Below are 15,428 nucleotides of genomic sequence, written 5' to 3' on the forward strand. Positions count from 1 at the left end.
GGCTCGGTCTCTCCTTTCGATCGTCAGGCGTGACGCTGCAGAAACGGCAGCACGTGCGCCAGCACCTCGTCGGGTGCTTCCTCCGCCATCAGGTGGCCGCAATCGATGGCCGCGCCCTCCACGTGGTCGGCCCACTGGCGCCAGATCTCGACGGGGTCGGGCCGCGCGGTGTTCGATGCGCTCCACAGCACCTGCAGCGGACAGGCGATGCGGCGGCCGGCGGCGAGGTCCTCGTTGTCGTGCCGAAGATCGATCGACGCGGCAGCCCGGTAGTCCTCGATCATCGCGTGGCGCACCGACGGCTTGGCGAACGCACGGTGGTATTCGGCGAGCGCCTGCGGCGTGACCGCGTCGAACCTGAGCACCGCGCTGCGCAGCGACCAGTCGAGAAAGTACGCGGGATCCGCGTCGAGCAGGCGCTCGGGCAGGTCGAACGGCTGTGCGAACAGATACCAGTGGAACGCCTTGAGCCCGAAGTCCATGTTCGCGCGGCGCCACATCGCTTCTGTCGGAACCACCGTGAGCGAGGTGAAGGCACTGACCACGCCGGGCTGGTCGAGGCACAGCCGGTAGGCCACGCGCGCGCCGCGGTCGTGGCCGACGATGGCGAAGCGATCGAAGCCCAGCGACTTCATGAGCCGGACCTGGTCGCCGCCCAGGGTGCGCTTGCAGTGATGGATATGCAACGGATCGCCGTCGGGTCCGGTGCTGTCGCCGTAGCCGCGCAGGTCGGGCGCGACCACAGTGAAATGCCGGGCGAGCGCGGGCGCGACGCGGTGCCACGCCACATGCGTCTGCGGATAGCCGTGCAGCAGCAGCAAGGGCGGGCCGCTGCCGCCGACCTCGGCGTGGATCGTGGCATTGCCAAGCTCGGCGCGATGGACCTTGAAGCCGGGGAAGAACGGCGCGCTCATGGCTGCACCTTGCCGAAGAAGAAGTCGGCCATCGCCTCGAGCTGCTCGTTCATCATGTGCCGGCCGTGGACGATGCGCGCGCCGCGCGCCTGCGCCTCCAGGAGCAAAGGCGTGGTGGCGGGCTCCATGATGACCTCCGCGACCGTCTGCCCGGCCTGGATCGCCGAGAGCGCGAACGGCAATGCATCGCCCGGCTTCATGCCCATGGGCGTCGCGTTGACGACGAGCTCGCGAGGGCTCGCGGCATCCCAATGGCTCGCTGCATGTCCGAGCGCGCGCAGGCGCTCGACCAGTTCCGCGCACTTCGCGGCATCGACGTCGTGCACGTCGATCGACGCCGCACCCGCCGCCGCCAGGGCCAGCCCGATCGCGCTGCCCGCGCCTCCCGCACCGGCCATGCCCACGCTGCGCCCCTTCACGTCGAAGCCGTTGCGCGAGAGCCCTGCAACGAACCCCGCACCATCGAGCAGGTCACCCTGCCAGCCATCGCTGGTGCGGCGAAGGACGTTCACGGCCTGAGCCTGCCTTGCCGAGGGCATCAGCTCGATCGACAGCCCGGCCACGCGCTGCTTGTGCGGCACCGTGACGACGATGCCCGCGACGTTGCGCACCGCATGCAGCGCGCCCAGCAACGCCGCCACGTCGCCGCCGTGCACATGCAGCGGCACCAGCACCGCGTTGATGCCCCGCGCCTGAAGCAAGCGCGTCAATGGCAGCGGCGCCTTCACCTGTGCGATGGGGTCGCCGATGATGCCCAGGACGGTCGTTTGGCCGTCCAGTCGCAGTCCGTCGAGGGTGTCATTCGTGGTCATGGTCATTTGCTTTCAGGAAATCCCGGGTGGCACGGTACGCTGCAGCGGCGCGCGCATGCACGTCCAGCGTGGCCATGCGGATGGCGCTCGGCGCCTCGATCGAGAGGATGGCGTTGTCGTTCAATTGCGCCAGCAGGCGATGCACGGGCAACTCGCCCTCCCCGGGGAACAGGCGGTGCGCACGGCCCTCCTCGGCGGGCGACAGGCCCGGGTGGCGACGCGCGAGCGCATCGTTGACCTGCATGAAATCGCGGTCGACGTGCGGGCCGGCCATCTCGTCGGGCGCGCTGCCCGCGCGAAAGAAATGCAGCGCGTCGACGAGCACGCGAACCGCAGGTGAGCCCGAGGCGACGGCGAGTTCTCGCGCGACGTGCAGCGAGCGTGCCGCCGTGTAGATCATGAACTCGAGTCCCAGCACGAGGCCGTGCGACTGCGCACGGGCCGCCAGTGCCCCGATGTTGTCCGCCGCGCGCACAAGGTCCGGATCGTCCACGTTGACCATGAGCCTGCGCGCGCCCAGCCGCTGTGCCGAGGCGAGCACGCCCGACAGCGCCTGCACGTCGAATCCCGGCCTGATCCGCACGATCTCGATGTCGTGCACCGTCATGCCCAGGTCGCGCACGCGTGCGAGCGTCTCGCGCAGCATCGGCCCGCCCTCCTCCATCGGGAACGGTGCTTCGCCGGGTCGCGCCGGCTGAAGGCGGATGCCGACCCCGCGCAAGCCCGCCGCATGCGCGGCCTCGACCAGCAAGGGCGGAGGCGCATCGAGCATGCCCAGGTGCGCGAGCGAGAGACGGAACTTCATGCTGTCACCGGCACGCTGGCCTCTCGCAGCGGCACACCCTGTGCGCGCAGCAGGGACTGAAGCCGCGCCACATCCACGTCGCGCGGCAGCACGCCGCTGTCGGCCGCCAGCGCCGCAGCCGTGCCGGCCGCCTGGCCCGTGAGCCAGCACTGGGGGATCTCGCGCAGGAAGCCATGGGAGTTGGTGTCGCAGGCGATGTGCTTGCCGGCCGCGAGCACGCCGTCGAGCGACGCGGGTACCAGCGCGCCGTAGGGCACCGAGATCGAGGGAAAGCGCGGCGACGGGCTCGGGCTGATGCCGATCTCGTCGGGCTCCACCGCGCCCGCGTCCCACGCGCTGCGCAGCACGCGCTTCACGCCGATCAGGCGCCGCCCGTGGCGGGTGCCGATCTGCGGAGCCATCAGCATGACCCACGCCTTCTCGAAGCCCGGGGCGTGCGCCCGATAGAAAGCCAGGTGCTCGCTCATGCTCTGGCGCGACTCCCATTCGACCTGCGTCATCTCGTCCACGTCGAGCGCGCTGTAGCCCGCCTTGCGCGGCCCGAGGAAGGTCGCGACATCGGGGCGCCAGGAGACGATCGGCTTCTCGAAGCTGCCCAGCGCCTCCCGCCCTCGCGCCATGAAGGCCGAGAAGGCCTCCGGTTCGCCTGCCCTGAAGTCGAGCCAGCGCTGCATGTCCACCCCTGCGAAAAGCCACGAGGTATTGATGCAATGGTGGATGTCGTGCGCGTCGATGTCGGAGTCGAAGGCCGCGCCCGCCGCCGCGTAGAGATCTCCCTCGCCGGTGGTATCCACCACCACGTTCGCCAGGATCGCGCGGCGGCCCTGCTTGCTCTCGAAGATCGCGCCCTTCACGCGACCCATCTCCTGGATCGGCGCGGCCATCCAGGCATGCAGGATCAGGTCGACTCCCGCCTCGCGGACCATCTGGTGATACACGCCCTTGAGCATCTCCGGGTCGATGGTCGGCGAATGCGTGACCACGCCGTGGAAGGCGGCCGTGCGCAGACCCCAATAGGCGGCGGCGTCGGGGGCCTGCGAGCCCCATTCGTCGCGCGGCGGGCCGGCCACGGCCTCGGCGCCCATGCGCGCCATGAACTCTGCGGCGAGTCCCTGGATGACATGCTGGCCCTGCCAGTCGCTCATGCGGTCGATCCAGATCACGAGGCCCCCCGTCGAAAGGCCGCCCAGGTGGTTGTAGCGCTCCAGCAGCACCACACGCGCACCGTTGCGCGCGGCCGCCACGGCAGCGGCCACGCCCGACGGCCCGCCGCCCAGGACGAGCACGTCGCACTCCGTGTGCACGGGCACTTCACGCGCGGGCTCGGTGACATGGCCGCCCGGTACGCGCTGCCGGCGCTGGCTCTGCCTGGCATTGACGTCGGAGCGAAAGAAATAGCGTTCTTCGGAGGTGAGGGTTCCCATCGCGGGCTTTCGAGAAAAAGGAAGGTAGGAGTGAACGAATGAATCAATGGGTTCAGGCGGCGAGCTCACTCAGCAGCATGTCGCTCAGCGGCCCCGGCGCGGTGACCATCGCGTCGTGGCCCGTGGCGAGCGTGCGCATGCGCCATCCCGCATCCGCGCGCACGCGCGCCTTGGTGGGATCCAGGGTCGCGATCGGATCGACAGTGCATTCGATGTAGGTCTTCGGCAAACCGTTGCCCAACGGCGCTCTCAACTGCAGCGGCTGCAGGTAGGTGCCCACGGGCTGCGGCGTCATGCGTCGCTGCACCCAGGCTGCATCGGCAGGGTCTTTCACACCGAAGGCGGACGGCGGCAACGCAGGAGCGGCGCCCACGCCTGCACCGGTTTCGCGGATCGTCTTCAGGCGCTGCTGCACCACGGCATCGGGGAAGTCCGAGAACAGGCTCTTGCCGGAATCCAGCAGCAGCGCATCCAGGAACACGAGTTGACGCAGCCTGTCACGGGCGCGGTCCGCCACGCCCGAGATCACGATCCCCCCATAGCTGTGGCCCACGAGCACGACGTTCTGCAGCTCCTCGCACTCGAGCAGATTGACGACATCGGCGATGTGCGTGTCGAGGTTGACCTGCGGCGACAGCAGATGCTGCCGCTCGCCGAGGCCCGTGAGCGTGGGCGCATGGACGGCGTGTCCCGCCGCGCGCAGCCGTGCCGCCACGCGCGACCAGCACCAGCCGCCATGCCAGGCACCGTGCACGAGCACGAAGGCCGGCCTGGACGCAGGATCGGCAGCGTTCTCGGTCGCCCGCACGGGCGGCACGAGCGCAGCGGCGGCGCCGGCCAGGCTGGTGATGAAGAGCTGTCTGCGTTGCATCGCCCGCCTCCTATTCGGCGCGCGCGCCGGTCAGGCGGATCACGCCGCCCCACATCGCCGTGTCCTCGGCGATCTTGTGTGCGAGGACGCCGGGCGCGCTGCCGGCCGCGAGCCAGCCCTGTTCGAGCAGACGCTGCTTCAACTCGCTCGTCTGCAGGATGCGCGCGATCTCCTGCGAGAGCCTTTCGGCCATGGGTGCGGGCAGGCTCGCCGGACCGAAGACCGCGTTCCACGAGGCGACGTCGAAGCCTTGCCTGTCGAGCGCCGACTGGATCGGCGGCACGTCGCCCGAGCCGGGGAACGCCGCAGCCGTGCTGACGCCATACAGGCGCAGCCGTCCGTTCTTCGCCTGCGGCACGGCGATCGACGGGATCATGAACGACAGGTCGATCTGCTTGCCCATCAGCGCCGTCGCCACCTGCGGAAAGCCGGGGAACGGCACGTGCACGGCGCGGATGCCCGTGTGCGTCTTCAGCAGTTCCATCGCAAGGTGCGAGCCCGAGCCCGGCCCGATGGAGCCGTAGCTGAGCTTGTCGCCCTGCGCCTTGGCGAACTCGAGGAAGCCGCGCAGGTCGGTGGCCGGCATCGCCATGCTTCCGGCCAGCACGAAGGGGCTGGTGGCCACGAGCGAGATGGGACGCAGGTCGCGCGCCACGTCATAGGGTGTGGAGGGTGTGAGCGCCTTGGCCGTGGTCAGCGGGCCGTTGCCCGTGAGGCCGATGGTGTAGCCGTCGGTGGCCCGCGCCACCGACGCCACGCCGATGCTGCCCGCCGCGCCGACCTTGTTGTCGACGATGACCGGCTGCCCCAGCGCCTGGCCGAGCGGTTCGGCCACGGCGCGCGCCAGCATGTCCGGCGACGAGCCCGGCGGAAAGCCCACGATCAGGCGCAGCGGCTTTTGCGGCCAGTTGCCCGCTGCAGCGCTCGCGGCTGCAGGCGCGAGCGAGGCCGGGAGGACCGAGGCGGCGAGCGTGCCGCACAGCAGGCGGCGCCGGCGCGAGGAAAAGTCGGGATCGGTGTGCATGGCTGTCTCCGTCGCTTGTTGTTGGATGCATTCTTGGCCCGCCATGCAGCGTGCAACGTGATACTTTATGATCCCTCGCATCACGTTTCGTGATGCCTTCCCCGGGAGTCCTGTGCCCGCATCCACCCCGCCGCGCGCTCCGCGCAGCCATACCGTCGACATCGATCTGCTGCGCGTGCTCGACACCGTGCTGCGCGTGGGCAGCTTCACCACGGCGGCCAAGGCGCTGTCGCGCACGCAGTCGGCGGTGAGCATGCAGCTCAAGCGGCTCGAAGAGCAGCTGGGCGTGCAGCTCGTGGAGCGCGGCACGCGCAAGCTCGCCGCGACGCTGGAGGGCCAGCAGCTGCTGCCGCTCGCGCGCCAGATGCTCAGCCTCAACGATCAGCTCTTCCATGACATCGACGCGCAGGAGGTCTCGGGCAGCATCCGCATCGGCGCCATCGAGCACTACGCCACGCGCGTGCTGCCCGCACTCATCGCGGAGTTCTGCAAGCTGCATCCGCGCATCCACGTCGAGCTGCAGCACGGCGTTTCGTCGCTGATGCACAGGGAACTCGGCGCACGCTACGACCTCGTGATCGGCATCGGGCCGGTGGGTTCGGGCGAGGGCCTGCGGCTGTCGAAGTCGCGCGTGGTGTGGGCTTCGACGGCGGGTTCGGCCACGCACCTGCAGCGTCCGCTGCCGCTGGCGCTGAACCCCGAGGGAGCGATGCTGCGCGACTGGGCCACGCACGCGCTCGACCAGGCGGGCATTCCATGGCGCATCGCCTACACGAGCACCACCGTCACGGGACTGGAGGCCGCCGTGCGCGCGGGGATCGCGATCGGCGTCTTCCGGGAAGCGACGATCTCCCAGCGGCTCAAGGTGCTCGGTGCGCGCGAGGGCATGCCTGCGATGCCCGAATGCGAGGTGTGGCTGGCGGCCACCCCGGGCCCGGGGCGCAAGGCGGTGGAGCTGCTGGAGGCGTTCCTGATCCACAAGCTGCGCAAGGCGAGGCGCTGAGCCGGCGGCGGTCGCGAGGACCAGTGCAGACGATGCGCGGTCGCGTCATCGCACCGGCCTCCACACCCCCTCGTCAGTCGACCCATGCCGGACGCGACCCGCGCCGAAGGTCGAGCCGACGAGATCGTTGATTGCCTCGCGCTCGCGCAGATGAAGCATCAAAGGCTGATCGCCGCGATTCCCGCCAGCACGATCACTCCCCCGGCAATGCGGCGCGCGAGATGGTCCTCGCGAAAGAGCCAGCACGCGAGGAAGGCGCCGATGACGATGGACGACTCGCGCAGCGGCGCGATCAGTGCCACCGGCGCGCTCAGCATGGCGGTGAGAACGAGGACGTAGGCCAGCGGGGACAACACGGCCACGATGAGGATCGGCACGGCGTCGACGCGGAAGACGCCGGGGATCCGATGCCGCCGCAGCAGCGCGATGGGTGTCAGGATCAGGCCCTGCAGCAGCAGCGTGCCTGCGTAATAGCTCACGGGCGCCAGGTGCCACGAGGTGACCGAGTAGCTGTCCCAGAGGGTGTATGCGGCGATGGTGGCACCTGTCGCGGCCCCCCAGAGGATCCCCGGCACCGGACGGCGGCGGCTGCCTCCGAACGGATTGCCCGCGACGACGAGGATGCCCGCGATGACGAGCAACGCGCCCAGCAGGGCCACCGTGGTGAGCCGTTCGCCCAACAGGACAACCGCGAACAGCATCGTCAGCATGGGCCCCGTGCCGCGGGCGACTGGATAGACCACGCCCAGCTCCGCGCGGTCATAGCCGACCTGCAGGATCAGCGAGTAGGCGATGTGCAAGGCGGCCGAGACGGCGGAGCCCACCGCGAGCCGCCAATCGAGCACCTGCTGCCCCTTGGCCATGAGGACCATGCCGATCGGCACCCACAGCAGCGCCGAGGCGCAGGTATAGGCCCAGACAAACACAAAGGTGTCGCCGCGCTTGTATTTCGACGCGATGTTCCACAGCGCATGGGCTGCCGCCGCAGCGAGGACCAGCGCGACGGTGCCCGGCTGCATCAGATGATGTCGGGCAGGTCGATGCCTGCGCGCTCTGCCAGGCGGCTGCGCTGCGGATCGCGCAACGCGAGCATCGCGACCAGCGCGTCGATCACGACGAGCTGCGCCAGCCGGCTGCCTGCTGCGGCCATCTGCGCCGGCAGCGGCGCACCGCCGACGACCAGCGCGACATCCGCGAGGGTCGCCAGCGGGGTGCCGTACTGGTTGGTGATGGCGATGAGCGAAGCCCCGGCGGACGACGCTGCATCGGCGATGGCGAGCGTGGTCGAGGTGCGTCCGGTCGAACTGACGGCGATGACGACGTCGCCGGGGCCGAGGAGGCGCGTCGCGATCATGGCCGACAGGTAGTCCTGGATGCCGATGGTCGTCACGCCGACCGCGCGCAGACGGAAGACTGCGTCGGCGGCGACCGTCGACGACGGGCCGGCCCCGAATGCGATGACCTGTCGCGCAGACTGGATCGTGCGGACCGCTTCATCGAACGCAGGGAGTTCGACGGCCCCGCCGAGCGCCGTCAGTGCGTCGGTGCCTGCGCGGATGGATGTTTCGAGCACCGTGGCCGACGTTGCATCCGCAGCAAGCACTTCGGGCGGCGCGAAGAACCGGGTGGTGCCCCGGGCGCGTGCGATCTCGATCTTGAGTTCGGTGAACCCGGTGAACCCGATCGCACGCGCGGCGCGGACCACGCTCGGTGGCGAAACGCCCGCACGAGCGGCAACCTGCGCAGTCGTGCTGGCACCGACGAACAAGGGATCGGCGAGCAGCAGCGCCACCACCTTCGCTTCGCTGGCAGCCAGATCGCCGCAGCGGGCCTGGATGCTCCCCAGCCATTGCCCTAGTCGCCCTTCTTCCGAAGAAACTCCATTACCAACTTCATCGATCATCTGGAATATATTACATTGCTCTTCCGAAGCAGACAACCGCCGCCCGGGCAGTTGCGCTGCAACCAAGCCGCAGGAGTCCTTTTGCATGAATCCAGATAGCAGTCCATCCGTCGCCGTCGTGGGTCCGGGTGCCATCGGCACCACGATCGCGGCGGTGCTGCACGAGGTCGGCCGCACGCCGTTGCTGTGCGGCCGCACCCCACGCGATCATCTGGCGATGCGCGATGGCGATCGCCTCATCACCATTCCCGGTCCGGTCCGGACGGATCCCACCCAGGTCGATCACCCGGTCGACCTCGTCTTTCTGGCCGTCAAGGCGACACAGACCGAGGCAGCCGCAGCATGGCTTGGCGCATTGACCGGTCCGGAAACCGTCGTGTGCGTTCTGCAGAACGGCGTCGAGCAGTTGGAGCGGGTCGCTCCGCATTGCCCACGTGGGCGCATCGTGCCCGCCGTCGTGTGGTTTCCTGCACAGGCGCAACCCGATGGTTCGGTGCACTTGCGCGGCGACGCTCGCCTCAGCCTGCCGGACACGCCGGCTTCCCGCCTGATCGCCGACGCAATGAAAGGCACCCGCTGCTTCGTCGAGCTGGCGGCGGATTTCAGAACCCTGGCCTGGCGCAAGCTGCTGCAGAACGCGGTGGCGGGGCTCATGGCGCTCACGCATCGCCGCTCGGGCATGTTCGGCCGGTCCGACATCTCCAGGCTCACCCTGGGCTATCTGCAGGAATGTCTGGCGGTGGCACGCGCCGAAGGCGCCGAGCTCGGCGACGAGGTCCCGCAGGCGATCCTCGACAAGTTCCAGGCGTCTCCCGCCGACATGGGCACGTCCATCCTCACGGATCGCGAAGCCGGCCGGCCACTCGAATGGGACATTCGCAACGGCGTCGTCTCACGCCGCGGCCGGGCGCACGGCATTCCGACGCCGATCAGCGATGTGCTGGTGCCGCTGCTCGCGGCTGCGAGCGACGGCCCCGGCTGATTGCCGGCCGACGGGCATCGCCATAGGTTCCGCAGCCGCACGGAAGCGCTCGGGGGGACCTCCGCGAGCGGGCATCCGCAAGTCCGCAAGGCCCCCTGCGCCGATCCCCAGGCGAGACATTGGCTGACAACACCGCACAGGGTGCCGACACGATGATCGAGCGATCACAACCCTGGAGGAAAGAAATGAAGAAGGTTTGTTTTGCTCTCATCGCCTCGCTCACCGTGCTGACGGCCGGCGCGCAGGTCGGCAAGGCTGCTTCCGAAGCCACGGATGCGGTACAGCACAAGATCGATGAGAAACAGGCCGAAAGCAAGGCCAAGAAGAGCGGGCCGATCGGCAAGACAGTCAACAACGTCAAGTCCGGCTATCACAAGAACCGCGCGAAGAACTCGGCCAACAAGGCCAAGCAGTCGCTCAAGAACGCAGGCTGACCAAGCGCGGCGCCGGGGAGTCTCCGGCGTGGTGGATCGCCGGGGGGTCGATCGCCTGGTGTTGACGCAGGGCCTGCTCGAGCGTTGCAGCTCGCCGCTCAAGCTTCCAGGAACTCGAACCCCATCGTGCGCGCGTGGTAGTGCAGCCCGCCGTCCTGAACGATCAGGAAGCGGGCGCCCTGCGCGCCCTCGTTGTGATGCGAATGCGGTGCGCCCGGCGGCGTCACCAGCGTGGCCCAGGGAGCCCAGGGGCAGCGCTCGCCGCCGACCATCGAATGGCAGCTCTCGCCCTGCACCACCAGCGTGATGGCGGCCGAGTTGTGGCGATGCGTTCGCTGGTGGGTGTGCGGCTGCAGCGTGTTGAAGCTCAGCGTCAGCGTGGGGGTGAGGTTGCGCGCAGCGGCCTGCCGGTCGGAAGAGAAGATCAGCGCGCGGCCTGAGGTCTCCTCGCGCGTGCCGGAGGAGAAGATCAGCGCCAGCTGGCGCTCGATCTCCGCGGCCGGATAGTGCACTGCGTCGATGGTCGCATCGGTCACGGGCGCCGGTTGCGCACGCTCGAAAGCCAGCTGCGGCTCATTGCCGACGCTCCAGAGCAGCGCACCTTCGGCACCGGCCTGCAGCCGGTAGCCCGTTGCGCCCGGCAGCAGGAACACGTCGCCTGCGCCGAAGGCGAAACCCTCGACCGCGCCCGTCACGCGTCCGCCCCCGGAAATCACGTACCAGACCGAGCCGGTGGCACACACATCCAGCGGCAGCAGCGTGTCGCGTGCCGCAATGCGCACGTAGCGCGCCAGCATCAGCGGCGTGGTGGCCGCAAAGCCGCAGCCGAGCGCTTGAGACTGGTCGCAGTCGAACACGCCGAAGCGCCCCTCCTGCGGCGGCGCGAACAGCCGCGCGGGCACCTCCGGCAGCTTCACGTTGAAGGCGTTGCCGGAGTTGAAGAAGCGCGCCCTGGCCTGCGCCGCGCTGGCCGGGGCGTGCGGGTGCTGCATCGGCAGGTCGGCCATGTCGACCACGTCGGCGGCCACGGTGGCATTCATGGTGTCTCGCCCTCCCCGGCTGCCGCGTAGGGAAGCAGCACGTTCAGCAATACGTCGGCGCCGGCTGCCACGTGCGCCGGCTCGGCCCATTCGTGTTCCGCGTGGCTCACGCCGCCCCGGCACGGAATGAAGATCATCGCGCTGGGGCACAGCGGTGCCATGTGGCGCGCGTCGTGGCCCGCGGCCGAGAGGATCGGCATGTGCGGCACGCCGATGCGTCCTGCAGCCCGCGCGATCGACTGCTGCAGCGAAGCATCGAACCCGTTGGAAGGCGCGTCGACCAGCGCCGTCACCCGCACGCGGCACGGCGCAGCCAAGGCCTCGCACAGCTCGGCCAGCCGCTGCCCCAGGTGGCGAAGCACCGCGTTGTCGGGATGCCGCAGGTCGATGCGCATCGTCACGCATTCCGGCACCACCGAGGGTGCATTCGGCTCGACCTGCAGGCGGCCGATGGTGAACTTCACGAGGTCGTCGTGGCCGCCGATCTCGGTGTAGAGCGCCGCAGCGATGCGCGTGAAGGCTTCCAGCGCGTCGCGCCGGTCGGCCATCGCAAGCGTGCCTGCATGGCCGCGCTCGCCGTCGATCACGATGTCGAAGGTCTTCTTGCCCTGGATGCCGGTGACCACGCCGATCGTGCATTGCTGCGCCTCCAGCACCGGTCCCTGCTCGATGTGCGCCTCCAGGTAGGCCGCGACCGGAAAGCCCAGCGGCCGCCGCCGCAGCGCAGGAAACGCCGCGTGCAGCGCGTCGAGCGCATCGCCGACCGCGACGCCGTCGGCATCGCGCACCTCGCGCACGGCCTCCAGGCTGCGCACGCCGGCGAAGGCCTCCGAACCCATCATGCCGGGCGCGAAGCGCGAACCCTCCTCGTTCATCCACGCCACGCAGACGATGTCCACCGGCGGCTGCACGCCGCGCTCGGCCAGCGTGGTCAGCACCTCGAGGGCCGCGACCACGCCGTACACGCCGTCGAAGCGGCCGCCGCCGGGCTGGCTGTCCAGGTGGCTGCCCGCGAGCACGGGCGGCGCATCGCGGTCGGCGCCCGGCAGCGCGATGAAGAGGTTGCCCACCACGTCGGTCGACGGCTCCAGCCCGGCCGACAGCGCCCAGTCGATCATCGCGTGCCATGACGCGATCTCCTCCGCGCTCAGCGCCTGCCGGTCCACGCCGCCGCCCGGCGTGGCGCCGATGCGCGCGAGCGCCATGAGCCGGCTCCAGAGCCGCTCGGCGTCGATGCGCCAGGCGCCCTGCACCTGGGGGGCTGCGGCGGTGTCCATCAGTCGGTCTTCATGATCTGGCTGGGCAGCGCGCGCGGATCGCGCGGCTTCCACTGGCCGGCCTCGACCTGCGCGAAGAATTCCGCGAGCAAGGCGTTGAACACGGCGGGCTCTTCCAGGTTGAGCGTGTGGCCGGTCTTGGGCATCACGGCCAGGCCGCAGGCCGGCAGCGTCTTCTTGAGGAAGATGCCGGGCTGCAGGCAGTGGTCGTCCTCGTCGCCCACGACCACGAGCGAGGGCACGGCCATCGCGCGCAGGTCGCCTTCCAGGTCGTAGATCGAGGGCCGCCGCGCCTGCACGCCGCGCATGGTGTTGGCCGCGCCCACGGCGTCGTGCTGGCCGAGCCAGGTCGCGAATTCCTGCCAGCCGCGCGGGTCCTTGTTCTGGAACTGCACGCGGCTCGCGCCCAGCGAATAGGTGCGGGCGAATTTCTCGGAGCCTTGCGCCTCGAACTGCCGCGCCACCTCGAGCGAGACGCCGCGGAAGTATTCCTCGTGCTCCTTCTCGGCGCCGTAACCCGCGCCAGCGATCACGAGCGAAGAGGCCCGCTTCGCATGCCGGAGGCCGAAATGCAGCGTGGCGAAGCCGCCCATCGACAACCCCACGATGTGGGCGCGTGCGAGCCCCAGCGCGTCCATCACGGCCACGATGTCGTCGGCCGCGATGGCCTGCGAATAGCGCTCCACGTCGGCGGGCACATCCGAGGGCGGATAGCCGCGCGCGCCGAAAGTCACGCACTGGTGGCGCCGCGCGAAGTAGCGCATCTGAGGTTCCCAGCTGCGGTGGTCGCCGCCGAACTCGTGCACGAACACGATCGGCGTGCCGCTGCCGGCGGTCTCGTAGTAGAGGCGGATGCCGTCGGGTGTGGTGGCGAATCCCATCGTCGACGCCTCCTCAGAACAGCGCCGCAGTCGCCGGCAGCGAGCGTGCGCGCTCGACCGCCTGCGGCAACACGTCGCACAGCGCCTGCGCCCAGGCCCTGGGCACGGTGGTGGAAATCTTCACGAAGCGATGGCCGAAGCGCGGCGTGTGGTACGTGCCCTGCCGCACCATGATGTCGTGCTCGCCCAGCGCGGTGACCAGCGCCTCGGGCGTCACCCCCGCCTTGCTGCATTCGACGACGATGAAGTTGGCCTGCGACGGGAACACCGGCACCTCGAAGCCCGGCAGCTTCGCGAAGGCGTCGACGATCATGCGCTGGTTCTCGCGCTGCTGTGTGATCACCTCGGCCATCCATTCGGCCTTCACCGACAGGCCAGCGATGGCCGCGCGCTGCGCCAGCACGCTCGCGCCCAGCGGGGCTTGCGAGTGCGGCAGGATGCGCGCGAGCAGCTCCGGCGAGGCGACGAGCGCACCTAGGCGAAGCCCCGCGAGGCCCAGCCACTTGGAGAAGCTCACGATGGTGACCGTGCCTTCCGGGTAGAAGCGCGAGGCCAGCGTGTGGCTGTCGGCGAAGTCGCGGTAGGTGCAGTCGTGGATGAGGATGGCACCGATCTCGCGGGCTCTCTCGGCGAAGGCGCGGATCTCGTCCTCGGTGTAGGTGGTGCCCAGCGGGTTGTTCGGGTCCACGAGGTAGATGACGGCCGTGTTCGCGTCGGTCGACGCGGCCAGCGCCTCGGCCGAGAGCTTGAAGCCGTGCTCGGGTCCGTAGATCGGAATCTCGGTGATCGCCGAGCCTGCCTTGGCCGCGAACTGCAGCGGCCACTTCCAGCCGGGGTCGGTGGTGACGAAGCCCTTGCCCGCCGCGCAGAAGGCACGGCAGGCCAGCGCGAGCGCCGACACCGCGCCGTCGGTCACCACGGCCGACTGGTCGGGCACGCCGAGGTCGGCCACGATGGCCGAGCGCAGCGCCTCCATGCCCAGCGGCGGCGCGTAGGCGTGGAAGCTCTCGTCGTCGATGGCATCGTGCAGCGCCTTGCGCACGGCGGGGTGCAGCGGAAAGTGGTTGGTGTTCTGGCCCAGCCACATCAGATCGGGGTTGGAGAACAGGCGATCGAAGTAGCGGTTGCGGGTTTCCGCATCGCTCGTCACGGCCGGCACTGCGCTCGCGGGGTTCAGCGCCGCGTTCATGCCGCGAGCCTCTGCGCCTGCTCGGCCGCCATGGCCTTCTTGCTGGTCTTGATGATCGAGCCCCGCGCCGCGATGCCGCCGTCGATGGTCACCACCGTGCCGGTGATGTAGCTCGCGCGCGGCGAGGCCAGGAACACCATCAGCTCGGCCACTTCCACCGGCGTGGCAGGGCGCCCGCCGGGGTAGTTGTCGAACAGCTCTTCCCAGCGGCCCTCGTCGCCATGGGTGTCGAGCGCGCGGCGCTTCATGAGCTTGACCATGCGGTCGGTGGCCACCGGACCCGGGTTCACGCCCACCACGCGGATGCCGTCGTCCAGGCTCACGCCGCCGAGCGCGCGCGTGAAGGCCATCACGGCCGCGTTGCCGGTGGAGCCGGCGATGTAGTTGGCGTCCCAGTTCTCGCCGGAGTTGCCAATGTCGTTCACGATCACGCCGCCGCCCGCGGCCTTCATGCGCGCGTAGTAGATCTGGCTGAGCTCCATGTAGCCCAGCACCTTGAGCTGGAAGCCGCGGCGCACCACCGCGAAGTCGAGCGACTCGATGGGGCCGGAGGGGATGTCGCCCGCGTTGTTCACGAGGATGTCGACGTGGCCGGCCGCCTCGGCCAGCTGGACCATCGCGCCGGGTGCGGCCAGGTCCTTCGGGTGGATGTTGACCTTGACCGGGTGGAGCTTCTCGATTTCCTCCTTGGCCGCGGCGAGTGCGACGCCGTCGCGCGCAGCGAGTTGCAGATGGCAGCCTTCGGCCGCGAACGAATGGGCGGCCGCAAGGCCGATGCCCTTGGAGGCACCGGTGATGAGTACGGTCTTGCCTTCGAGTTCGAGTTTCATGGGGTTGTCCTGGGATGCGGGAATGCGATCGGAAAGGGA

16 protein-coding genes are annotated in these 15,428 nt (G+C 69.5%); 3 read left to right on the top strand and 13 right to left on the bottom strand.

The window, feature by feature from the left end; genetic code table 11:
- Positions 1-23: 23 nt before the first annotated feature.
- From FHY06_RS23690 to FHY06_RS23715, 6 genes are read right to left on the bottom strand one after another with little or no spacing between them, the layout of a single operon-like run.
- Positions 24-914, bottom strand: coding sequence for an alpha/beta fold hydrolase (locus FHY06_RS23690; protein ID WP_184606489.1), 891 nt, complete (start codon positions 912-914; stop codon positions 24-26).
- Entirely contained in the window at positions 911-1,726 is an 816-nt protein-coding gene (locus FHY06_RS23695; RefSeq protein WP_184606490.1) for a shikimate dehydrogenase family protein, read from the bottom strand. Before FHY06_RS23695 ends, FHY06_RS23690 begins: the two co-directional genes overlap by 4 nt.
- Complete coding sequence (locus tag FHY06_RS23700; RefSeq protein WP_184606491.1) at positions 1,713-2,531, bottom strand: sugar phosphate isomerase/epimerase family protein; 819 nt, start codon at positions 2,529-2,531, stop codon at positions 1,713-1,715. Before FHY06_RS23700 ends, FHY06_RS23695 begins: the two co-directional genes overlap by 14 nt.
- Positions 2,528-3,955 (bottom strand): FAD-dependent oxidoreductase, encoded by a 1,428-nt coding sequence (locus tag FHY06_RS23705; protein WP_184606492.1) that lies wholly within the window; start codon positions 3,953-3,955, stop codon positions 2,528-2,530. Before FHY06_RS23705 ends, FHY06_RS23700 begins: the two co-directional genes overlap by 4 nt.
- A gap of 52 nt (positions 3,956-4,007) precedes the next feature.
- Positions 4,008-4,826, bottom strand: a complete 819-nt coding sequence (locus FHY06_RS23710; RefSeq protein WP_184606493.1) for an alpha/beta fold hydrolase — start codon at positions 4,824-4,826, stop codon at positions 4,008-4,010.
- A gap of 10 nt (positions 4,827-4,836) precedes the next feature.
- Positions 4,837-5,850 (bottom strand): Bug family tripartite tricarboxylate transporter substrate binding protein, encoded by a 1,014-nt coding sequence (locus tag FHY06_RS23715; RefSeq protein ID WP_184606494.1) that lies wholly within the window; start codon positions 5,848-5,850, stop codon positions 4,837-4,839.
- 112 nt (positions 5,851-5,962) lie between these two features.
- Here FHY06_RS23715 and FHY06_RS23720 point away from each other — a divergent pair, with 112 nt between their 5' ends.
- The gene (locus FHY06_RS23720; RefSeq protein ID WP_165924554.1) at positions 5,963-6,853 is read left to right on the top strand and encodes a LysR substrate-binding domain-containing protein; all 891 of its coding nucleotides are present in this window, start codon (positions 5,963-5,965) and stop codon (positions 6,851-6,853) included.
- A gap of 158 nt (positions 6,854-7,011) precedes the next feature.
- On the opposite strand, the gene FHY06_RS23725 is transcribed toward FHY06_RS23720, so the two are convergent.
- Together FHY06_RS23725 and FHY06_RS23730 are read right to left on the bottom strand one after the other, a co-directional pair.
- The gene (locus FHY06_RS23725) at positions 7,012-7,872 is read right to left on the bottom strand and encodes an EamA family transporter (RefSeq protein WP_184606495.1); all 861 of its coding nucleotides are present in this window, start codon (positions 7,870-7,872) and stop codon (positions 7,012-7,014) included.
- Positions 7,872-8,756 carry a MurR/RpiR family transcriptional regulator gene (locus tag FHY06_RS23730; protein ID WP_184606703.1) on the bottom strand — a complete coding sequence of 295 codons (885 nt, stop codon included), beginning with the start codon at positions 8,754-8,756 and terminating at the stop codon, positions 7,872-7,874. The genes FHY06_RS23725 and FHY06_RS23730 overlap by 1 nt, the downstream gene beginning before the upstream one ends.
- A gap of 85 nt (positions 8,757-8,841) precedes the next feature.
- On the opposite strand from FHY06_RS23730, the gene FHY06_RS23735 reads away from it, so the two are divergent.
- Both FHY06_RS23735 and FHY06_RS23740 read left to right on the top strand, forming a co-directional pair.
- Positions 8,842-9,738, top strand: a complete 897-nt coding sequence (locus FHY06_RS23735; protein ID WP_184606496.1) for an oxidoreductase — start codon at positions 8,842-8,844, stop codon at positions 9,736-9,738.
- 185 nt (positions 9,739-9,923) lie between these two features.
- Complete coding sequence (locus tag FHY06_RS23740; protein WP_019658682.1) at positions 9,924-10,172, top strand: hypothetical protein; 249 nt, start codon at positions 9,924-9,926, stop codon at positions 10,170-10,172.
- 98 nt (positions 10,173-10,270) lie between these two features.
- Here FHY06_RS23740 and FHY06_RS23745 read toward each other — a convergent pair whose 3' ends face one another.
- From FHY06_RS23745 to FHY06_RS23765, 5 genes are read right to left on the bottom strand one after another with little or no spacing between them, the layout of a single operon-like run.
- Entirely contained in the window at positions 10,271-11,212 is a 942-nt protein-coding gene (locus FHY06_RS23745) for a cupin domain-containing protein (protein ID WP_184606497.1), read from the bottom strand.
- On the bottom strand, positions 11,209-12,489 hold the full coding sequence (locus tag FHY06_RS23750) for a Zn-dependent hydrolase (RefSeq protein ID WP_184606498.1): 1,281 nt from the start codon (positions 12,487-12,489) through the stop codon (positions 11,209-11,211). Before FHY06_RS23750 ends, FHY06_RS23745 begins: the two co-directional genes overlap by 4 nt.
- The gene (locus FHY06_RS23755; RefSeq protein ID WP_184606499.1) at positions 12,489-13,370 is read right to left on the bottom strand and encodes an alpha/beta fold hydrolase; all 882 of its coding nucleotides are present in this window, start codon (positions 13,368-13,370) and stop codon (positions 12,489-12,491) included. Before FHY06_RS23755 ends, FHY06_RS23750 begins: the two co-directional genes overlap by 1 nt.
- A gap of 13 nt (positions 13,371-13,383) precedes the next feature.
- Entirely contained in the window at positions 13,384-14,559 is a 1,176-nt protein-coding gene (locus FHY06_RS23760; protein ID WP_184606500.1) for a pyridoxal phosphate-dependent aminotransferase, read from the bottom strand.
- Positions 14,556-15,389 (bottom strand): SDR family oxidoreductase, encoded by an 834-nt coding sequence (locus FHY06_RS23765; protein WP_184606501.1) that lies wholly within the window; start codon positions 15,387-15,389, stop codon positions 14,556-14,558. Before FHY06_RS23765 ends, FHY06_RS23760 begins: the two co-directional genes overlap by 4 nt.
- Between the last annotated feature and the right edge of the window lie 39 nt (positions 15,390-15,428).

It is taken from the genome of Variovorax atrisoli, from assembly GCF_014195185.1.
In the GTDB taxonomy this organism is placed as follows: Bacteria; Pseudomonadota; Gammaproteobacteria; order Burkholderiales; family Burkholderiaceae_C; genus Variovorax; species Variovorax atrisoli.